This window comes from Zhongshania marina (assembly GCF_002915595.1).
Lineage (GTDB): Bacteria > Pseudomonadota > Gammaproteobacteria > Pseudomonadales > Spongiibacteraceae > Spongiibacter > Spongiibacter marinus_B.
The window spans coordinates 158,176-176,089 of sequence record NZ_PQGG01000044.1; the positions used below are offsets into that span (position 1 = coordinate 158,176).

The 17,914-nt window shown below is 50.0% G+C and carries 19 protein-coding genes; 3 read left to right on the plus strand and 16 right to left on the minus strand.

Annotated elements, in window-relative coordinates; genetic code table 11:
* Position 1: 1 nt before the first annotated feature.
* The gene (locus tag C0068_RS19215; RefSeq protein ID WP_103686081.1) at positions 2 to 925 is read right to left on the minus strand and encodes a glutathione S-transferase family protein; all 924 of its coding nucleotides are present in this window, start codon (positions 923 to 925) and stop codon (positions 2 to 4) included.
* A gap of 266 nt (positions 926 to 1,191) precedes the next feature.
* Here C0068_RS19215 and ybiA point away from each other — a divergent pair, with 266 nt between their 5' ends.
* On the plus strand, positions 1,192 to 1,659 hold the full coding sequence (gene ybiA / locus C0068_RS19220; protein WP_103686082.1) for a riboflavin biosynthesis intermediates N-glycosidase: 468 nt from the start codon (positions 1,192 to 1,194) through the stop codon (positions 1,657 to 1,659).
* Between the two features lie 64 nt (positions 1,660 to 1,723).
* Here ybiA and C0068_RS19225 read toward each other — a convergent pair whose 3' ends face one another.
* Both C0068_RS19225 and C0068_RS19230 read right to left on the minus strand, forming a co-directional pair.
* Positions 1,724 to 2,221: a GNAT family N-acetyltransferase gene (locus C0068_RS19225; RefSeq protein ID WP_103686083.1), complete on the minus strand. Its 498-nt coding sequence runs from the start codon at positions 2,219 to 2,221 to the stop codon at positions 1,724 to 1,726.
* A complete protein-coding gene (locus tag C0068_RS19230) occupies positions 2,209 to 2,475 on the minus strand; it encodes a type II toxin-antitoxin system TacA family antitoxin (RefSeq protein WP_103686084.1) in 267 nt (88 codons plus the stop codon). Before C0068_RS19230 ends, C0068_RS19225 begins: the two co-directional genes overlap by 13 nt.
* Positions 2,476 to 2,650: 175 nt before the next feature.
* Between C0068_RS19230 and C0068_RS19235 the strand changes: the two genes are divergently transcribed.
* Positions 2,651 to 3,082 (plus strand): PACE efflux transporter, encoded by a 432-nt coding sequence (locus C0068_RS19235; RefSeq protein ID WP_103686085.1) that lies wholly within the window; start codon positions 2,651 to 2,653, stop codon positions 3,080 to 3,082.
* On the plus strand, positions 3,079 to 3,594 hold the full coding sequence (locus C0068_RS19240; RefSeq protein WP_103686086.1) for a M48 metallopeptidase family protein: 516 nt from the start codon (positions 3,079 to 3,081) through the stop codon (positions 3,592 to 3,594). Before C0068_RS19235 ends, C0068_RS19240 begins: the two co-directional genes overlap by 4 nt.
* A 16-nt stretch (positions 3,595 to 3,610) precedes the next feature.
* Here the strand turns inward: C0068_RS19240 and C0068_RS19245 are convergent, their stop codons facing one another.
* The 13 genes from C0068_RS19245 to C0068_RS19310 all read right to left on the minus strand — a co-directional run bounded on the left by C0068_RS19245 (position 3,611) and on the right by C0068_RS19310 (position 17,699).
* Positions 3,611 to 4,813 carry an acetyl-CoA C-acyltransferase gene (locus C0068_RS19245; RefSeq protein ID WP_103686087.1) on the minus strand — a complete coding sequence of 401 codons (1,203 nt, stop codon included), beginning with the start codon at positions 4,811 to 4,813 and terminating at the stop codon, positions 3,611 to 3,613.
* A gap of 138 nt (positions 4,814 to 4,951) precedes the next feature.
* On the minus strand, positions 4,952 to 5,740 hold the full coding sequence (locus C0068_RS19250) for an SDR family oxidoreductase (protein ID WP_199176244.1): 789 nt from the start codon (positions 5,738 to 5,740) through the stop codon (positions 4,952 to 4,954).
* Between the two features lie 221 nt (positions 5,741 to 5,961).
* A complete protein-coding gene (locus tag C0068_RS19255; protein ID WP_103686088.1) occupies positions 5,962 to 7,152 on the minus strand; it encodes an acyl-CoA dehydrogenase family protein in 1,191 nt (396 codons plus the stop codon).
* Between the two features lie 182 nt (positions 7,153 to 7,334).
* A complete protein-coding gene (locus C0068_RS19260) occupies positions 7,335 to 8,489 on the minus strand; it encodes an acyl-CoA dehydrogenase family protein (RefSeq protein ID WP_103686089.1) in 1,155 nt (384 codons plus the stop codon).
* Between the two features lie 76 nt (positions 8,490 to 8,565).
* The gene (locus C0068_RS19265) at positions 8,566 to 9,102 is read right to left on the minus strand and encodes a YfaZ family outer membrane protein (RefSeq protein ID WP_103686090.1); all 537 of its coding nucleotides are present in this window, start codon (positions 9,100 to 9,102) and stop codon (positions 8,566 to 8,568) included.
* Positions 9,103 to 9,140: 38 nt separating this feature from the next.
* A complete protein-coding gene (locus C0068_RS19270; protein WP_103686091.1) occupies positions 9,141 to 10,025 on the minus strand; it encodes an SDR family oxidoreductase in 885 nt (294 codons plus the stop codon).
* A gap of 68 nt (positions 10,026 to 10,093) precedes the next feature.
* Positions 10,094 to 11,242, minus strand: coding sequence for an acetyl-CoA C-acetyltransferase (locus C0068_RS19275; protein ID WP_103686092.1), 1,149 nt, complete (start codon positions 11,240 to 11,242; stop codon positions 10,094 to 10,096).
* Positions 11,243 to 11,358: 116 nt separating this feature from the next.
* Positions 11,359 to 12,414 (minus strand): acyl-CoA dehydrogenase family protein, encoded by a 1,056-nt coding sequence (locus tag C0068_RS19280; protein WP_103686093.1) that lies wholly within the window; start codon positions 12,412 to 12,414, stop codon positions 11,359 to 11,361.
* Positions 12,415 to 12,823: 409 nt separating this feature from the next.
* The gene (locus C0068_RS19290) at positions 12,824 to 13,996 is read right to left on the minus strand and encodes an acyl-CoA dehydrogenase (protein WP_103686095.1); all 1,173 of its coding nucleotides are present in this window, start codon (positions 13,994 to 13,996) and stop codon (positions 12,824 to 12,826) included.
* A 76-nt stretch (positions 13,997 to 14,072) separates the two neighbouring features.
* On the minus strand, positions 14,073 to 14,825 hold the full coding sequence (locus C0068_RS19295; protein WP_103686096.1) for an enoyl-CoA hydratase family protein: 753 nt from the start codon (positions 14,823 to 14,825) through the stop codon (positions 14,073 to 14,075).
* 2 nt (positions 14,826 to 14,827) lie between these two features.
* Positions 14,828 to 15,901 (minus strand): NAD(P)H-dependent flavin oxidoreductase, encoded by a 1,074-nt coding sequence (locus tag C0068_RS19300; protein WP_103686097.1) that lies wholly within the window; start codon positions 15,899 to 15,901, stop codon positions 14,828 to 14,830.
* 89 nt (positions 15,902 to 15,990) lie between these two features.
* On the minus strand, positions 15,991 to 16,797 hold the full coding sequence (locus tag C0068_RS19305; protein WP_233208877.1) for a CoA-transferase subunit beta: 807 nt from the start codon (positions 16,795 to 16,797) through the stop codon (positions 15,991 to 15,993).
* A gap of 26 nt (positions 16,798 to 16,823) precedes the next feature.
* Positions 16,824 to 17,699, minus strand: coding sequence for a CoA transferase subunit A (locus C0068_RS19310; RefSeq protein WP_103686099.1), 876 nt, complete (start codon positions 17,697 to 17,699; stop codon positions 16,824 to 16,826).
* Positions 17,700 to 17,914: the final 215 nt, after the last annotated feature.

Here is a 17,914-nt window from a genome sequence, read left to right on the forward strand (position 1 = left end):
ATCATTTGGCGACGATAGAATAGCCGGCGCGGGGAAAGTGGATATGCAACAGCCCAAAATCGCTAGTTTGCCGAGCAACAATAATACGATTCTCGGTCAAGGCCGTCAGTGTTCCCGCTACGGGCACAAGACCATAGTCTGATGGCGCAACCTGAACCGCCGAACCAATGGCAACAGGGGTATCTTTTATACTGGCAGGCAAGGCACGCGGCTCCGCCTGCCTTGCGGCATTAAAGGCATCAGCCTGAGTGATTTCGCTGCGCGTGCCGTGACCAATATTTTCTACTCGGCTATACCATTGCTGTATTTTTTGGCTGGCCTCTAGCGGTTTCCGGTTACAGCTAACATGCAACCACAAAGGATGGTATACCGCTAAATCTGCAACAGAAGGACTATCGCCGCCCACCCATGCACTTTCAGCCAAGCTTCCCTCAAGAGCATAAAACAGAGATTCCATCACTACCTTTGCCTTGTCGCCTTTAGGTGGCCTGCTCGTTCCACCCTTCAATAGAGAAACACGGTCTTTTATAAAACGATACGTTCCGATTGGTCCAAAACCTTTCATCATGGTGGTAAGCAAGCGCAGTGGCGGTACCGTAGCAATTGCCGCAAAAAAAGCCTGTCCCTCAGCTTGCTTCATCAGTTCAAGTGCGCGACCATCCACCGCAGTAGGATCAAGAGCGGCGCTGCCACTTAGTCTCGCCACTTCTTGCGCAATTAACGCTGTATCACAAAAAATGTCAGCACCAATCTGCGCAACAGGGATTCGACGGTATCCGCCGGTTAAGGGATCAAGGTTTGGCCTAGGTGGCCATGCGGGTGAAAGCAGGGAAGACCACGACATATTCGTCAAACCAAACATTAAACGAATTTTTTCCGCATAAGGTGAATTGTCGTAGTGGTGAAGAATGATCATTTCTTGCATTTTTCATATCTCTATTAAGATGCTCGCTAATAATTGGCTGTCGCCACTAACTTATACACAATCAAGAATGAAGCGAAATACTCAGCGTAAGCCTACATCTTCTTTATTAAAAAGGGTAAGTAATACTGCCCAACGACGAATTAAGTAGATCATTACGACAAATCACTTTAACTAGATGACTAAATCATCAAAGGCATTGACCAACTAATCCAGACAGAATGCCTATATAATATTTACTCTGTCTCCTCAGTATTTGGAAAGGCCCTATGTTTTTGGACAAAAATGATGCTCCACTCCTCACCCTAACGCGAGAAGACCCTAGTCACCCACTGGCATCTTACTCTAAGCATGCCTTTGAATTAGACGGATTCGAGTGGCCTTCTGTGGAACACTATTACCAAGCTATGAAATTTGATGACGCCGCCTATCGCGAACAAATTCGCTTGGCGGCGCATCCTGCTGATGCAGCAAAGCTCGGCAAAAGCAAAAAATTCTCGCGCCGCAAGGATTGGAAAAAAAGCAGTGTCACCTATATGACCCGAGCGACCTACATAAAATGTCGTACCCACGCAGACGTAGCGAAATTGCTACTAGACTCTGACGAACAAGAAATTAAAAACGTCAGCCAATACGACTATTTCTGGGGTAGCGGTCGCGATATGCGGGGAGAAAATATCTTTGGCAAAATGCTGATGGGGGTTAGGAAAAAACTAAAAGAAGAGCAAACTGCATAATAGTTTATTCAAATTTATCAAAGCGATGACTTTGCCAAGATCAGCCACCTACCTGATAAAACCCCTATAAATGTTGCTTTAAAGACTTCATCGAAATCATCAAAGTCATAGGCTCCAACGGCGATTCTTTAAACCCATATTTTAAATAGAATCGCTTCGCTTCTTCAGAAATGGCGTGAACCAGCAAGCCTCGCACACCGACGCTATCTGCTATATAAAGCGTCCTCAGTATCGCGTCTTTGAGTAATGACGCACCTAGGTTTCTGCTCTTAAATTTTTCATCAACTGCTAAACGACCGAGGATAATCACCGGTATTGGGTCAGGCATTTGGCGGGATAAACCACTTGTCGCTAGCCCCCTTTCAACACTACCGGTAGCCAGCGCATAAAACCCTATTACTGTTGAATCAGACTCACAGATTACAAACGTCTTGCTGGCCCCACTACTTTGATTTTTAAGCGCACGCTTAGTGAGCCAGTCGTCTAAGACACTAATGCCGCAACAAAAGCCACTCGTATTATGCTCTGCGCTCAGCAATGTAGGCGCAATTAACTTTCCCAAGGAGACGGCTCTTTCAATAATGCTTTCAATGCGGCATTTTCAGGAATCGGGGCTGCCAAAGCCTGCTCAAACGCAGCAAAATCGTCCTCATCAAGTTGAAATAGACGCTGATCCAGCAATACGTTTTGTGCCTCACGACAAGCAACATCGAGAATGAAGGCACTTCTGTCCTTATTCAAAAGCGCAGCGGCTTTGGTCAACAAAGCATGCTGACTCGGCTCAACCCTCATATTAATCGGTGCGGATTTAGACATGGCACAAACCTCCGTATATCCAATAGATACACATTCTAGTATATCTATTGGATATACGCAATATCATAATGCCAGCGCCGTTACTTACTGCGTGCTCACAAGCACTCGGCAGTTCTTGCTCAAATCAGCTACCATAGCGATCTTGTAAATCACCCACTCGTCACGAAGCCTAGTCATGAGCCCCACCAGTCGCCGTGTATGCCAAGCCCTGCTCTACGAGATAGGAGCCGTTGCTATGGTTACCCCCATACTTAGCTTTGCCTTTGATGCAGAGGTATCCTCCACACTGCCGCTGTCAGTGCTTATGGCAACAATCGCCTTAAGTTGGAATTATGTGTTCAATGCCTTATTCGAACGCTGGGAGAAGAAGCAAACCACTAAAGGCCGTTCTTGGCAGCGGCGCTTGGTTCACGGCGCGGGTTTTGAAGGCGGTTTGGTGCTGGTATTGGTGCCACTGACTGCATATTGGCTGAGCATCAGTCTGTGGCAGGCTTTGCTGGCGGAAATTGGTTTACTACTCACCTTTTTCATTTACGCCATTGTTTTTACCTGGGCCTTCGACAAAGTATTTGGCTTGCCGGCATCTGCACTGGAAACCAAACAATGAGCAAGGAAGCAAATTCGCTTCGCCTTAAATATTTACAGGGCTATTCTGAGCAACTCTTAAATCAGGTACGAAAGCTGATTGACGACCAAGGCTTAGGACATTACATAAAGCAGCGCTACGACAACACCCACACGATCCAGAGTGACAAAGCGCTGTATAGCTATGTAAATAAAATTAAGCAGGAAAACCTTCGCAGCGCACCGCAAATAGATAAGGTGCTATTCGATAACCGACTCGACCTTACCCACCGTGCACTGGGTTTACACACTGCGGTATCGCGAATCCAAGGCGGCAAGCTCAAAGCCAAGAAAGAAATTCGCATTGCGTCCTTATTTAAAGACGCAGCGCCAGAATTTTTAGAAATGATTGTAGTGCACGAACTCGCTCATTTAAAAGAGCAAGATCACAACAAAGCCTTCTATAAACTTTGTACTTATATGCTACCCGACTACCACCAGAAGGAATTTGATTTGCGGGTGTATTTAACCGCAAAAGAACTCGGGCAGATTTAAGTCTGCCCGATCTAACTTAGGCGATTTCAAACAAGGCTGCCGCCCCCATACCGCCACCAATACACATTGTCACTACCGCATATTTAACACCACGGCGCTTTCCTTCAATCAATGCGTGACCCACCATCCGCGCACCACTCATACCAAAGGGATGACCGATAGCAATCGAACCGCCATTCACATTTAGCTTGTCGTTATCGATGCCCAATTGATCGCGACAATAAATTACCTGGCAGGCAAAGGCTTCGTTCAATTCCCACAGACCAATATCATCCACTTTTAAACCGGCACGTTTTAGCAATTTGGGAATGGCGAACACAGGGCCAATGCCCATCTCGTCAGCCTTGCAACCTGCCACCGCCATGCCGCGATAAATACCGAGGGGCGACAAACCTTTTTGCTCAGCCAATTTTCTGTCCATGACCACACAGGCCGACGCACCGTCTGACAATTGCGACGCGTTACCAGCGGTAATAAAGCGGCCCTGTTTAACCCACTGACCGTCTTTAAATACCGGCTCCAAAGAAGCGAGACTTTCTAAACTGGTACTCGGGCGATTGCACTCGTCGCTTTCTAAGATCACATCCTTGAAAGTCGTTTCTTTCGTATCCTTATTAAATACCGACATACTGGTGGCAAAGGGCACAATCTCTGCGCTAAACAAACCCGCCTGCTGCGCCGCCGCAACACGCTGCTGGCTTTGCAATGAATAGATGTCCTGCGCTTCGCGGCTTATACCGTAGCGATCTGACACTATCTCGGCGGTTTCTATCATTGGAATATAAGCAGTGGGATCAATATCCAACACCGTTTGCGACACATTGCGGTAACTGTTTTTATGTTTGGTCTGCACCAAAGAAATAGACTCAAGACCACCGGCAACCGCAATATCGATTTCATTACACATAATGGATTTTGCTGCCCAGGCAATCGACATCAAGCCAGAGGAGCACTGGCGCTCTATCGCCATACCCGGCACGCTGTCAGGCAAGCCACCCGCCACCGCACACAGGCGACCGAGATTGTAAGCCTGCGTACCCTGCTGCGCAGCTGCACCAAAAATAACATCCTCCACCGAGGCGGGATCAATACCCGCCCGCTCTACCGCCGCGCGAACAACGTGACCGCCCATTGCGGGAGCTTCGGTATTATTTAATGCGCCGCGAAAAGATTTTCCCATTCCGGTGCGTGCGGTTGAAACGATAACGGCTTCTTTCATTATTTTGATTCCTGTATGAATTTTATTTATGCGTCGTGGCGCACGACACTAATTAGTCCAACACGCTGGACGGAAGACGGGAGACGCTAAACCTACTTCTCTCGCGTTTTCCGTCTCCCGTCTAGCATCTCCCGTTCATTAGGCTCGCTGTGACGAGCAACTCACTATTTCGCCCGTCATATAACTGGAATAATCCGAAGCGAGGAACATCATGATATTTGCTACTTCCCACACTTCGGCGCCGCGACCATAGGCTTCGCGGCTTTCCAATTCAGCCAGCAGTTCCTCTGGTGCAGATTTTTTCAGCATGGCGTGTACCGCCAAGGACGGCGCCACGGCGTTGATACGCACTCCAAAGTCTGCCGCTTCTAATGCTGCGCAGCGCGTAAGCGCCATAACACCCGCCTTAGCAGCGGCGTAGTGAGCCTGTTCTTTTTGCGCCCGCCAACCCAGTACAGAAGCGTTATTCACAATCACGCCGTGCCCACGCTGCTTCATCACTTTCATCATGTAGCGGGTCATACGCATGGTGCCGTTAAGGGTAACGTCGATAACCTTATTCCACTCGGGGTCTTCCATCTCGATGAGTAACTTCGTCGTACCCAAGCCGGCGTTATTAATTAATATATCAACACCACCAAGCAACTCTTCTGCGGTGTTAATCAAGGCCTGCACGTCTTCTTCTACCGCGACATTACCGACCTTGCCATAAACCTGTTCGCAGCCAGTTTCTGCCTTCAGCTTTTCAACCGACGCTGCCAAACGCCCCTCATGAATATCGCTAATCACAATGCCGCGACAACCTTCCTCAATAGCGCGTTGCGCAGCTGAAAAACCAATACCCGCCCCCGCCGCAGCGGTAATAAGAACGGACTTAGCTTTTAAAAGACCGTGGCCTTGAACGTATTCTGGGACTTTGATGTTCATTATTTTCTCCGCTTAATGCTTGGCTGTATGCTTGACGGGAGACGGGAGATGCTGAGCAAAAAACGCAGTATTTCTCGACACCGGTATTTTCTGAAAAATTAATCATACTTTTAAATTCGTTATAGTTACCTACGCTGGACGAGAGACGGAAAACACAAAGGCAACATCGATAGGGTTTTGAATTAGCATCTGCCGTCTCCCGTTAAGCGTCTCCCGTACGACTACGGCCTCAACTCCTTAGGCATTCCCAAGCCGCGCTCGGCAATAATATTGCGCTGAATTTGGTTGGTGCCGCCGTAGATCGTATCTGAACGGGTAAATAGGAATAGCGACTGCAAACGACTTAATTCATAGGGTGCGTCGAGCAAAATATCGGCCTCGGCACCTAAGATATCCATCGCTAACTCACCGAGGTTTCGGTGCCAAGTTGCCCAGTACAATTTATAAATCAGCGCTTCTTTTTGCAGGCTGCCGTCGCCACTATTGCCCGACAGCATGCGCATGCTGTTGTAACGCATAATTTTTAGGCCAATATGTGCATCGGCAATTCGCTGACGAATAACAGGATCTTTGGCGGCACCATTTTTCTTTGCCAATGCCACCACTTCGTTTAATTCATTTTGAAAGGCCATTTGCTGACCAAGGGTCGATACACCGCGCTCATAGCCCAGCAAGCCCATCGCCACTTTCCAGCCGTCGCCCGGTTCGCCAACAATGTCATCTGCGTCACATTCTGCATCGTCAAAAAAGACTTCGTTAAATTCTGAAGTGCCGGTGATTTGTTCTATGGGCCTAACCGTAACATTGGGCTGATCCATTTTTATCAAGAAAAAACCTAGGCCCTTATGGGCTTTTGATTCGGGATCGGTTCTGGCAATCACGAAGCAGTATTCAGATTCGTGGGCCAATGAAGTCCAAACTTTTTGGCCATTGATAATCCACTTACCCTTGGCCTCGTCAAACCGCGCCTTCGTTTTTACATTTGCCAAATCCGAACCGGCGCTCGGCTCGGAATAGCCCTGACACCAAAATTCAGTGCCCGCCAAAATACCCGGCAGATACTTTTGCTTTTGCTCTTCGCTGCCGAAGGCGATTAAAGTCGGCCCCGCAAGACCTTCGCCAATATGCCCCATGCGCCCCGGCGCACCGGCACGAGCATACTCTTCAAAGAAAATAACTTGCTGCTCAATCGACAGACCGCGACCACCGTACTCCTTCGGCCACCCCACACAGCTCCAACCGCCTTCAGCTAATTTACGCTCCCACTTTTTACGCTCCTCCGGAAACATATGCTCATCGCCGGGACCACCACGAAATTTTAATTGAGCGAATTCGCCCACCAAATTGTCAGCGAGCCACGCGGCAATTTCGGCGCGGAATTGTTCATCTTCGGGACTGAATTGTAGTTTCATGATGCAATGCTCGCTTTATGCTGGACGGGAGATGGAAGACGCAAAAAATGGCTTCCCCTGCGTCTACCGCTTGTCATATTAAATCGCCAGTCGGATGTCGGGTGTCTGACGTCGGAGGTAAAGGCTATGTTCAGAGTCATCGTCCGACTTCCGACCTCAGACATCCGACTTCCGAATTCCGACTAATCAAGTAAGCCTCCCGCTACTCGCTCACGGTGATAGCTGCTATTACCTAAAAAGTGTTCGCTCGCTTTTGCGCGTTTAAAATATAAATGCACATCGTATTCCCAGGTAAATCCGACGCCGCCGTGCATTTGTAGGGCTTCGCCCGCGTTTTTGAAATACGCTTCTGAGCAATAGCATTTTGCAATACTCGCGGCCTCGGCTAGCTCATCCGCTAAGGGGCCTGCGCTGAGTGCATCATCCGCAATGCAGGCGGCGTAGTAGACCGCTGAACGCGCGACTTCATTGCGCAGCATCATGTCAGCCGCTTTGTGCTTTATGGCTTGGAAACCAGCGATTGAGCGACCAAATTGACTGCGGTTCTTGGTGTAATCCACCGTGATATCTAAAATTTGCTGCATGCCGCCAGCTTGCTCTGCCGCCAAAGCAATGGTGGCGAGATCTAGTATTTTCGATAAGGCTTTTGCGGCTGTTCCGAGCTCACCCATTACACTCTCAGCGGGCAAGCGCAGATCAGTTAATTCGATAGCCGCTTGGCGCCGGCTCTGATCCATGGTCGGCAATAGACTGCGCTGAATGCCATCGGTATCGGCGGGGCAGACAAATAGACTTACACCGTTCTCGCCGCTACTAGCCTCTTCGCGCGCGGCAATAATTAAATAATCGGCGCTGTGGCCATCGAGCACATAGCGATACTGGCCGTTAAGAATAAGATCATTCCCATCGCGCCGGTAAGTCGCCGTTATGGCTTCGGCATTCCACAGATTGCTGCCGCCGTTAAAAGCGAGGGTGGCGGTTTTACCTTCAATAAGCTGCGGAAGAATCTCAGTTTTTTGATCGTCAGTACCGGCGATCAATAAGGCGTTGGTAGCCATTGCCACGGTGGCAAGGTAGGGAGAGCACAGCAGATAGCGGCCCATTTGCTCCAGCACTGCGACCAGCTCGACATAGCCTAAGCCCATGCCGCCGTACTCTTCTGGAATATGCAAGGCCTGCCAGTACATATCAATGCAGATGCGCTGCCATAGATCGGGGGAGTAACCGAGGTCGCTTGCCATAGCGCTGCGAATAGCGGCGCTAGTGGAGGCGTCTTTAAGAAAAGACGCCGCCGTGTCGCGAATCATTTCTTGTTCTTGTGTAAATGCGAATTCCATACTGTCTCCGAATTAGACAGCCATCTTCGTATTTACACAGCCAGTGGCACCTTGCGTGCCACCGGCCTACCACAACTTATAGCCGCAGTTGCAAACGTACGAAGACGCCGTCTTCAAACTCAAATTCGCCGCCTTCAGCGTCAAATTCCATATTGCCGTAGCCAATCTGTATGGCGGAGTTTTGGAAAATCGTAAACTCCGCACTCACCGACCACTCTTCATAGCCTTCTATATCGCCAAACCCCGTGGTATCCGGCGCGTAATACAGACCGCCGCGCAAGCGAAGAATGTCATTTAGCGGCAAGCTCAAATCACCACCAAAGGCCACTGCACCACCACTCACATCAGGTTCGTCAACTTCAAGACCAATAGCTTTGGCACCAACCCGTCCGGTCAGCGCGCCGCGCTGGCCATTAGCAAACAGTCCCAGTGCCACCATATCTGCGTCATCTTCATGGTGAAGCCAATCCAGTTGCGCGCTGCTTTCTGCACTCAGATCACCGGCAAACGACACGCCAAAGCTGTCATCACCAAAGCGGAAGGCAACACCGCCTGCAAATGCCGAACTAGATGCAATAGCTAACACGGTGGCTGCAATTAAAGGGGCTTTCATGGTCGCGATTCTCCTGATGTAAACGTCAAAGAATAAAATCAACTACCATACACTTTCTGAGCGGGAATCGCCTCCGCAAAAAGGGTTTTTACCGCTTCACCAACCTCCGCAGGCTCCCAACGAGCGCCCTTATCGACCTCGGGGCCTTTGCGCCAACCGTCAGCCAGGGAGATTTTTCCGCCCTCTGCCTCAAACACACAGCCGGTGACATGAGCAGACTCGACACTGCCAAGCCACACTAATAAAGAGGACACATTCTCCGGCGCCCAAAAATCAAAGCTGCCGTCTTCAGGCTTGGCCATACGCGTCGCCATTTCTTCCACTGCCGTGGTCATGTTGGTACGTGCTGCAGGTGCAACCGCATTCGCAGTAATACCGTAGCGGGCAAGCTCAGCACCCTGATTTAAGGTTAAGGCTGCGATGCCCGCCTTAGCCGCCGCGTAATTTGATTGCCCAATCGAGCCCTGCAAACCAGCACCCGAAGTGGTGTTAATTATGCGCGCATCAACAGGCTTGCCCTCTTTAGACTTAGCCCGCCAGTAATGCACCGCGTGTGAAGTAATACAAAAATGCCCCTTCAAATGCACGGCCATAATGGTGTCCCACTCGGCCTCAGTCATAGAAGCAAACATACGGTCGCGGTTTACCCCGGCATTGTTCAGCACAATATGAAGGTCACCAAAGGTGTCGATAGCCTGCTTCACCGCATTTAAACTATCATCGTAATTAGTAATGTCTGAGGTGTTCACCACGGCCTTACCACCGGCGGCGGTAATCTCATCTACCACTTTTTGCGCAGCCGCTTCGTTAATATCATTCACTACAACCGAGGCGCCCTCAGCAGCAAATACCTTTGCATGTGCAGCGCCTAGGCCGCCGCCGGCTCCGGTGATAATCACCACTCTGTTATTACAAATTCCCATTATTGTTATTCCTCGTTTAACTGATTAGTCGGACGTCTGGTGTCTGAAGTCAGACGTCCGTCGTCCGACTAAAGCCTCTCAATTATTGTTACATTCGCCTGACCGCCGCCTTCGCACATGGTCTGCAGACCATAGCGACCACCGGTGCGCTCAAGTTCGTGTAATAAGGTCGTCATTAATTTGGTGCCGGTTGCGCCGAGTGGATGACCGAGTGCGATGGCACCGCCGTTGACATTGGTTTTTGCGTGGTCGTAAGCCGTTTCTTTTAGCCATGCCAATACCACTGAAGCAAAGGCTTCATTTATCTCAACTAGGTCGATGTCTTGCAATGACATGCCCGCTTTCTTCAATGCGTATTCGGTTGCAGAAATGGGGGCTGTTAGCATCCAAATTGGATCATCAGCTCGCACACTCATATGATGAATTCGCGCGCGTGGTGTTAAGTTATAGCGCTTTAATGCAGCTTCGCTTACGACCAAGACCGCGCTTGATCCATCGCAGGTTTGGCTAGAAACCGCCGCAGTGACTTTGTCGCAGCCAAATAAATAATCTAATTCCGCCATTTTTTCTAAGCTGGAATTTCGTGGCGTTTCGTCCATAAGCACATCGCCGTAGGGAACAATCTCCCGATCAAACCGACCTTCAGCTATCGCCTTCAATGCACGCTGATGAGATTCATAAGAAAATAATTCCAAATCCTTGCGCGATAAATTCCACTTATCGGCAATCATCTGCGCAGATTTAAATTGCGTTGGTGGCTCTGCACCATAACGCTCTACCCAGCCAGTCGAGCCAGAAAACGGATCGCTAAATCCCAGCGGCGCAGCCAACGTCATCGCTGAGGAAATAGGAATCTGCGTCATGGTTTGCACGCCGCCGGCAACCACCACATCCATACAGCCAGACATAATCGCCTGCGCCGCAAAATGTACGGATTGCTGAGAAGAACCACACTGCCGATCAATCGTCGTGCCCGGCACTTCTTGCGAGAGCCCCGCTGCCAACCATGCACTGCGAGCAATATCACCGGCCAAAGGGCCAACGGTATCGACACAGCCAAAGATGACATCGTCATATTCATTGTCGGGAATACCATTGCGCTCAACGATAGCCTTTAAAACATGCGCGCCTAAATCAGCACCGTGCACATGAGCAAGACCGCCTTTACGGCGCCCGGTAGGGCTGCGGATTGCGTCTACGATGTATGCTTCTGCCATGTTAAATCCTCTGTTTTTTGGTCAGACGTCGGATGTCTGATGTCTGGTGCTTTATTCAATACTGATCGGGCTGTGTTGGTCGTCCGACATCTGACACCTGACGCCAGACTAATAAGCTATGCCGCAAACGTATTCCCCGCCCCTAACTTCGCTTCATCACTAAACACATACTCCGCAATACGCTGCTTGTGAAAACCTGCGGTGCCGTAACTACTATTTAGTGCCCATGCGCGCTTCATGAAAATATGTAAATCCACTTCCCAGGTGTAACCCATGGCACCGTGAACTTGAATGCTGTTTTTAGCCGCCAAGTCCGCTACTTCACAGGCAACCACTTTGGCGTGACTTACGTTTTGCGAGGCGCTAGATAAATTATTTGCTAATGCGTAAGCAGCGCGATAAACCGGTGTTTTTGCGTATTCCAACTTGTAAGCGATATTAGCCATATGATGCTTAACGGCTTGGAAGCTGCCGATGGCAACACCAAACTGCTTGCGGTCGCTGGTGTACTGCACCGAGATATCAATCATCCGCTGGGCAACGCCAAGCGCCTGTGCGGCAGCCGCTAGGGCACCACGATTTAGCGCAAATTGAACAAGCTCCTTCGCCTGTTCACCCTCAGCTAATTTATGTGCTGCATTTACATCAAACTCGACAGCAAATAATTTACGACCCAAATCAATAGACTCGTTATAGCGCAGCGTAACCGCACTCCCCTCCACCGCGTAAACCGCACCAGCTTTTTCAAGAATTAAAAGGTCGGCAATGTGAGCATCTTCAACTAAATTATTAATTTCTAAACCGACAATTACTTTCGCTTCGCCGCTCGCAATTTTTGGCAGCCACTGCTCAGCAAATGACGAATTTCCAATTTTTATAATGGTCGGCACAGCTACCAGCGCGCTGTGAACCAGCGGCTCAGACAAAGCAACGTAGCCTGCCTCCTGCGCCAGCAAAATAAAATCCAACTCATTCATACCCAAACCGCCATGCGCCTCGGGAACAGTGATTCCAGTTAAGCCCATCTCGACAAACTGCTGCCACAGCGCATCACTGCGACCAGACTCCGTTTGCCAAGCCGCACGAATTGATTCCGGCGTGACCTCGTTAATCAGAAAATCACGCACTGATTCTTGGAACAGCAACTGGTCTTCGCTAAATGTAAAATCCATAAATCATTCTCCGAGCGCTCGTCAAGAAACTGAGACAACCCAAAATTAATTTTTAATTTCTCTCTACCGAACCAAGCAGCGCAGTTTTTTGTGCGCTGGCAAGGCAAAAATGCGCGCAGGGCGGGAGCGTATATTTAATACGTGACCAACCGAGCACATTTTTAACGCAGCCAGCGTGCAAAAAGATCGCTGCGATCCAAAACCAAAATTCGCGCAGAACGGGAGCGTATATTCAATACGTGACCAACCGAGCACATTTTTAACGCAGCCAGCGCGCAAAAAGATCGCTGCGTTCCCTTCAGTAAATATTTTCGCTGCAGAGCAAGGCGAAATCGCGCGGAAGAAGGGAGCGTATATGCAATACGTGACCGACTGAGCACGATTTCAACGCCGCTATGCGGTGAAAAGATCATTTCCTCGGCATACCTAACAGACGTTCTGCGATAATGTTGCGTTGTATCTCATTGGTCCCGGCATAAATCGGCCCCGACTGAGAGAACAACCATCCGTCCAACCACGTCCCTACATCACCGGCATCGGGCGCGTGCGGCACTAGCTCCGCTCGTGCACCTAAAATTTTCAATCCCAGACCATGCATTTGTTGATCAAGCTCTGACCAAAATATTTTATTCGTGGATGCTTCCGCACCAATCTTGCCGCCCTGCATTAAGCGACAGGCAGTTTGATAGGTCGTTAGCGCATAGGCTTCTGCATCTAGATAAGCACGCAGCACCGCATCGCGAACAGAGGGGTCTTGGTCTGCACTCTCTTGATTGGCCTTGTATAAATTCACTAAGCGCTTTGCGGTTTCTTGAAAACGCGCAGGCGAACGCAGCATAAGACCGCGCTCAAATCCAGCGGTTGCCATGGCCACATTCCAACCTTCGCCTTCACCACCTAGACGGCAATCGACGGGCACTTTTACATTGTCGAAAAATATTTCTGCAAATCCGGGCAAGCCATCGAGCTGGGGAATCGGACGAACGGTAATGCCTTCCGACTCCAGCGGCACCAAAATAAAAGTGAGCCCTTTGTGGCGCTCGGATGATGGATCTGTTCTAAACATACCAAAACACCAATCAGCCCAAACTGCGCGGGTAGACCATGTTTTCTGGCCGTTAATCACGTAATGAGAACCGTCTTCGCTCAGCGTCGCAGTCGAACGAATCGCTGCCATATCAGAGCCTGCATTGGGTTCAGACCAGCCTTGGCACCAGATGTCTTTACCTGTTGCCATACCAGTTAAAAACCGCTTCTTCTGCTCGTCGCTGCCATATTCCATAAGAGTTGGCCCGAGCAGGAATATGCCGTTTTGATTTACGCGCAGCGGTGCGCGCGCTGCGTAATACTCTTCTTCAAAAATCAGCCATTGCAGCAAATCGGCACCACGGCCACCCATTTCCTCTGGCCAAGTAATCATGCCCCAACGGCCTTCGTAGAGCTTCGCCTCCCACTCGCGGTGCTGCTGAAATCCTTCTTCGGTATCGAAAGACTTCAAGGGCTCAGCAGGCACATTGGCTGCAAGCCAAGCGCGAACTTCGGCGCGGAATTCGGTTTGTTCTTGGGTATATTCAAGTTGCATGTTGATGTCCAATACCGCGTTTATACTTTGTTAAGGTGCGCGTCGGACGTCTGACGTCAGACGCCTGACTTGCCAATCAAAATTTCGCATCACGCTTTTCCACAAATGCATCTTTGGCTTCCTGCGAATCAGGATCCGCATAGGCCTCTTGGGTAAAGCCCTGCTCCCAGCGATATTTATCTTCAAGATTGCCGTCTTCAATGCCGTTCAATGCTTCTTTGGCAAGTTGCACCATGCGGGGTGATTTCGCGGCGATTTTACGGGCGATGTCGCGGGCGGTATCTAATAGCTGTTCACGCGGCACAACCTTTTCAACAGCACCTAAGCGATAGGCTTCCTGCGCGTCGATGGGCTCGCCGGTGAAGTACATGTAGCGCACTTTTTGCACGGGGAACATACGCTGCAAATGCGCGCCGCCACCCATTGCGCCGCGATCGACTTCTGGCACCGCAAAGGTAGCGCACTCAGAGGCAACCAGCACATCAGCGGCACCGCTGATGCCAATCCCGCCGCCTAATACAAAACCGTGCACGGCAACAATCACCGGCTTGGGATTGCGGTGAATCGCTTTAAAGGTGTCGTAATTGCCTTTGTTTACTTTGGTAATCATCGCGCTATTAGCTGCGAGTTCTTTTATGTCTACACCAGCGCAAAAACCACGCCCTTCGGCGGCGATAATAATGGCCCGCACATCAGGGTTTTCACCCAGCGCATTTAACTCGGCGGCTATCGCCAACCAGCCTGCACTATTAAAGGCATTTACCGGTGGATGATTAAAAATTAATTCGGCAATTCCGTTATTAATATTTATAGAGAAAGGCTGAGTCATTATTATTTCCCCTGCGACTGCAAACGATGTAACTGTGCTTCGGCCTCAGCAACTAGGCCGCTAATTAATTCTTCGCAACTTAATAATTTATCGATAACGCCGGCCACTTGGCCGGAGGGCAAAACGCCATCATCGGGCCGTCCATCCACCATCGCCTTTTGAATAATCATCGGTGCATTGGCCGACATAATCGCCTGTGCAGGAGTGAGATCGCCGTCTTTACTCATCGCCAATGCGGATTTGAGTAAGCCGAAAATACTGGCGCCAGTGAATTTGCGAAACGCCAAACCATTGCGCAGTGCAATCACTAATTTTTTAAGATTTCCCGCGCGCTCTAACTCACCTAAAAAGCGGTTTAGAATCATGCGCTGCTGAATACCGTCCAGCGCTTGTGAAACGATAATGTCGGCTGGATTTTTGCACTCTAAATAACGCTGTTTAGTGGCCTCTGGAACAGGGCTTTCCTTGGTCAATAAAAACCGCGTTCCCATCGCGATGCCATCAGCGCCAAAGGCCATTGCAGCAATAAGGCCGCGACCGTCTTTAAAACCACCTGCACCCAATACCGGCACTTGGGCACCCACTGCGTCAACAACCTGCGGTAGCAACAAAGTCGTTGGCACCGATCCGGTGTGGCCACCACCCTCGCCACCTTGAACAGTGACGGCATCCGCGCCCATTTCTACCGCTTTAATTGCGTGTTTAGGCAGACCAATGGTCGGCATACAAATAACGCCAGCATCTTTTAACTTGCCGACCATATCCTTACCCGGTGAACGCGAATAACTCACCGCCTTCACCTTATGCTTAATAACGAGGTCAACAATCTCGGCGGCGTTAGGCTGATACATATGAAAATTCACGCCGAAATTCGCATCGGTCAATGACTTCACTTTGAGAATGTCGGCTTCCATTTGCGACGGCGGAATCGTTGCCCCCGCTAAAAAACCAAAGCCACCGGCATTGCCAGTGCCTGCCACCAATTGCGGATCGGCCACCCAGCCCATCGCAGTTTGAATAACGGGATAGCGGCAACCGAGGAGTTCGGTAATGCGGGTGTTAAGTAGGTTTGACATGATTTCAGCCTATGGCTTCATGGTCTGAGGACTGACGCCAGACGTCGGACGTAATACCATCGTCAGACATCCGACTTCCGACGTCCAACTCACAGTCGCACCCCCGCCGGATTATCTTTCAGCTGCTTGCTGCGCAGATTGTGCGGATCAATCTGGCGGATAATCGCTAACTGCTCTTCTGTCGGTGCAGCAGTAGTCGCAATATTTTCTGGCACATGCACCTCGAAGCCCGTGTTAGCAATAACCTCTTCCACGGTCACACCGGGGTGCAAACTCACAATCTGCATTTGCCGGTTCGGGCCGTTAAAATCAAACACACCTAGATTGGTATATACGCAGCGCAGATCGATTTCGTCGAAGCTATAGCCCTTTGGCAGGCGCTCTGGATTAAAACCAATGGTGCACACCACATCGCATTCACCTTCAATAAATACGCGACTACTGTGAGCTGGCACCATATAACTATTGGCGTGACAAATTGAGTTACCGGGAAAACCGCGCACACCCAGCATTTGCACTTTGGGCTTTTGGTAGTCGCCACCCATGGCAGAAATATTAGCCTGACCAAAGCGGTCAATTTGAGTTGGGCCGCCGGTAAGATGACGACGACCGCTCCAAACGTTGTCGAAAATACGACTAAAGCCCATCCAGTTTTCATTCATTTGCACAAAGTCATCGGGACGTTTACCGACCGGATTCGGAGACGACAAAATCCACGCCTCAGAGTCTGTCATCATAATGCCGGGGTTCGTCGTCAACATGGCAAGGCTCGCGGCAATACGCTGCAATACACCAATACCCGTCACCAGCACTTCGCCATCGTGCTCGTAAGCCGCCGCGTTCGCGCAAATCATTAATTCTGCCAAACTGTAATCGCTTGCAGGTTTACTCATCATCAATTCTCCTCTCACCTGTTAGACGATTAATAGACGGGTTGTGGCAATTTACGAATCGCATCTAAGCCGCCAACTTTGGCCTGATACTCTTCCTCGCTGCTGTCTTTAATGTACTTATCAAAATAGGCAGCAAAGCCACCCTCTTTGGCAGACGCGTTGTATTCCTGAAAGTGGGGAATATCAAAACCGTAATTGGGGCTGCATGAAGACGGATGAGCGCCACCCGGAACCGCCGCGACGCCGGTGGTGAAATTGCGCTCCCAAAACACCAAGCGCGCCTCTGCCGGATCGGCGAACGCCTCAGCGCCGACTATCTCTTCGCACGTCACGTAGGTTTTGTCAGCGGCACGCACAAACCAGTCATCCATATGGTGATCTGGTGCTTTAATTTGGCAAACACCGCGCACATCCGCACGATCAACGTGAACCAATGCCGCGTCTAACTTCAAAGCCGGCATAGCCACCCACTCTTTGTCATCGTAGGGACTGTCGATAACTTTAATATCGGGATTGAACTTGATAACGTCTGTGCCCAAGCCAATCTTGGTCGGAATAAACGGACAACCCCAGGCTGCGGCACGCAGGCCCAGCAGCATCATGCCCTCATCAATTTCCATGACCTCTAGCTCACCGTTCTGGCGCGCAGCGCGGAAATAGGGTTCCAAGGGAATAAAATCTAGGGAGACAAAGGCAAACACAAGCTTGCGCACCTTACCCGCCGCGCACAGCATGCCAACATCAGCGCCGCCATAAGAGACGATGGTCAAATCCTTTAAATCTGAATTAAGAATCGCGCGAATCAAGGCCATCGGCTTGCGGCGAGGCCCCCAACCACCGATACCAATGGTCATACCATCGCGGAGTTGGCCAACAATCTCCTGCAAACTCATCTGCTTATTCACAAGCGCTCCTTAAATGTCTGAACCAGCCCAATGCATTAACACCCCATAACTCAGGTTTTAATACATCACAATTACGATATACGTAAATATAACACCAAATTATTATGCAAAACATTAATTACCGTCATGATTAGCCGCCAGCTAAGCCGTTTGAGGTAGGTAATGGGTAGAGTCGGAGGCTTGAGGCCGGAGATCGGAGATCGGAGGTCGGGGGT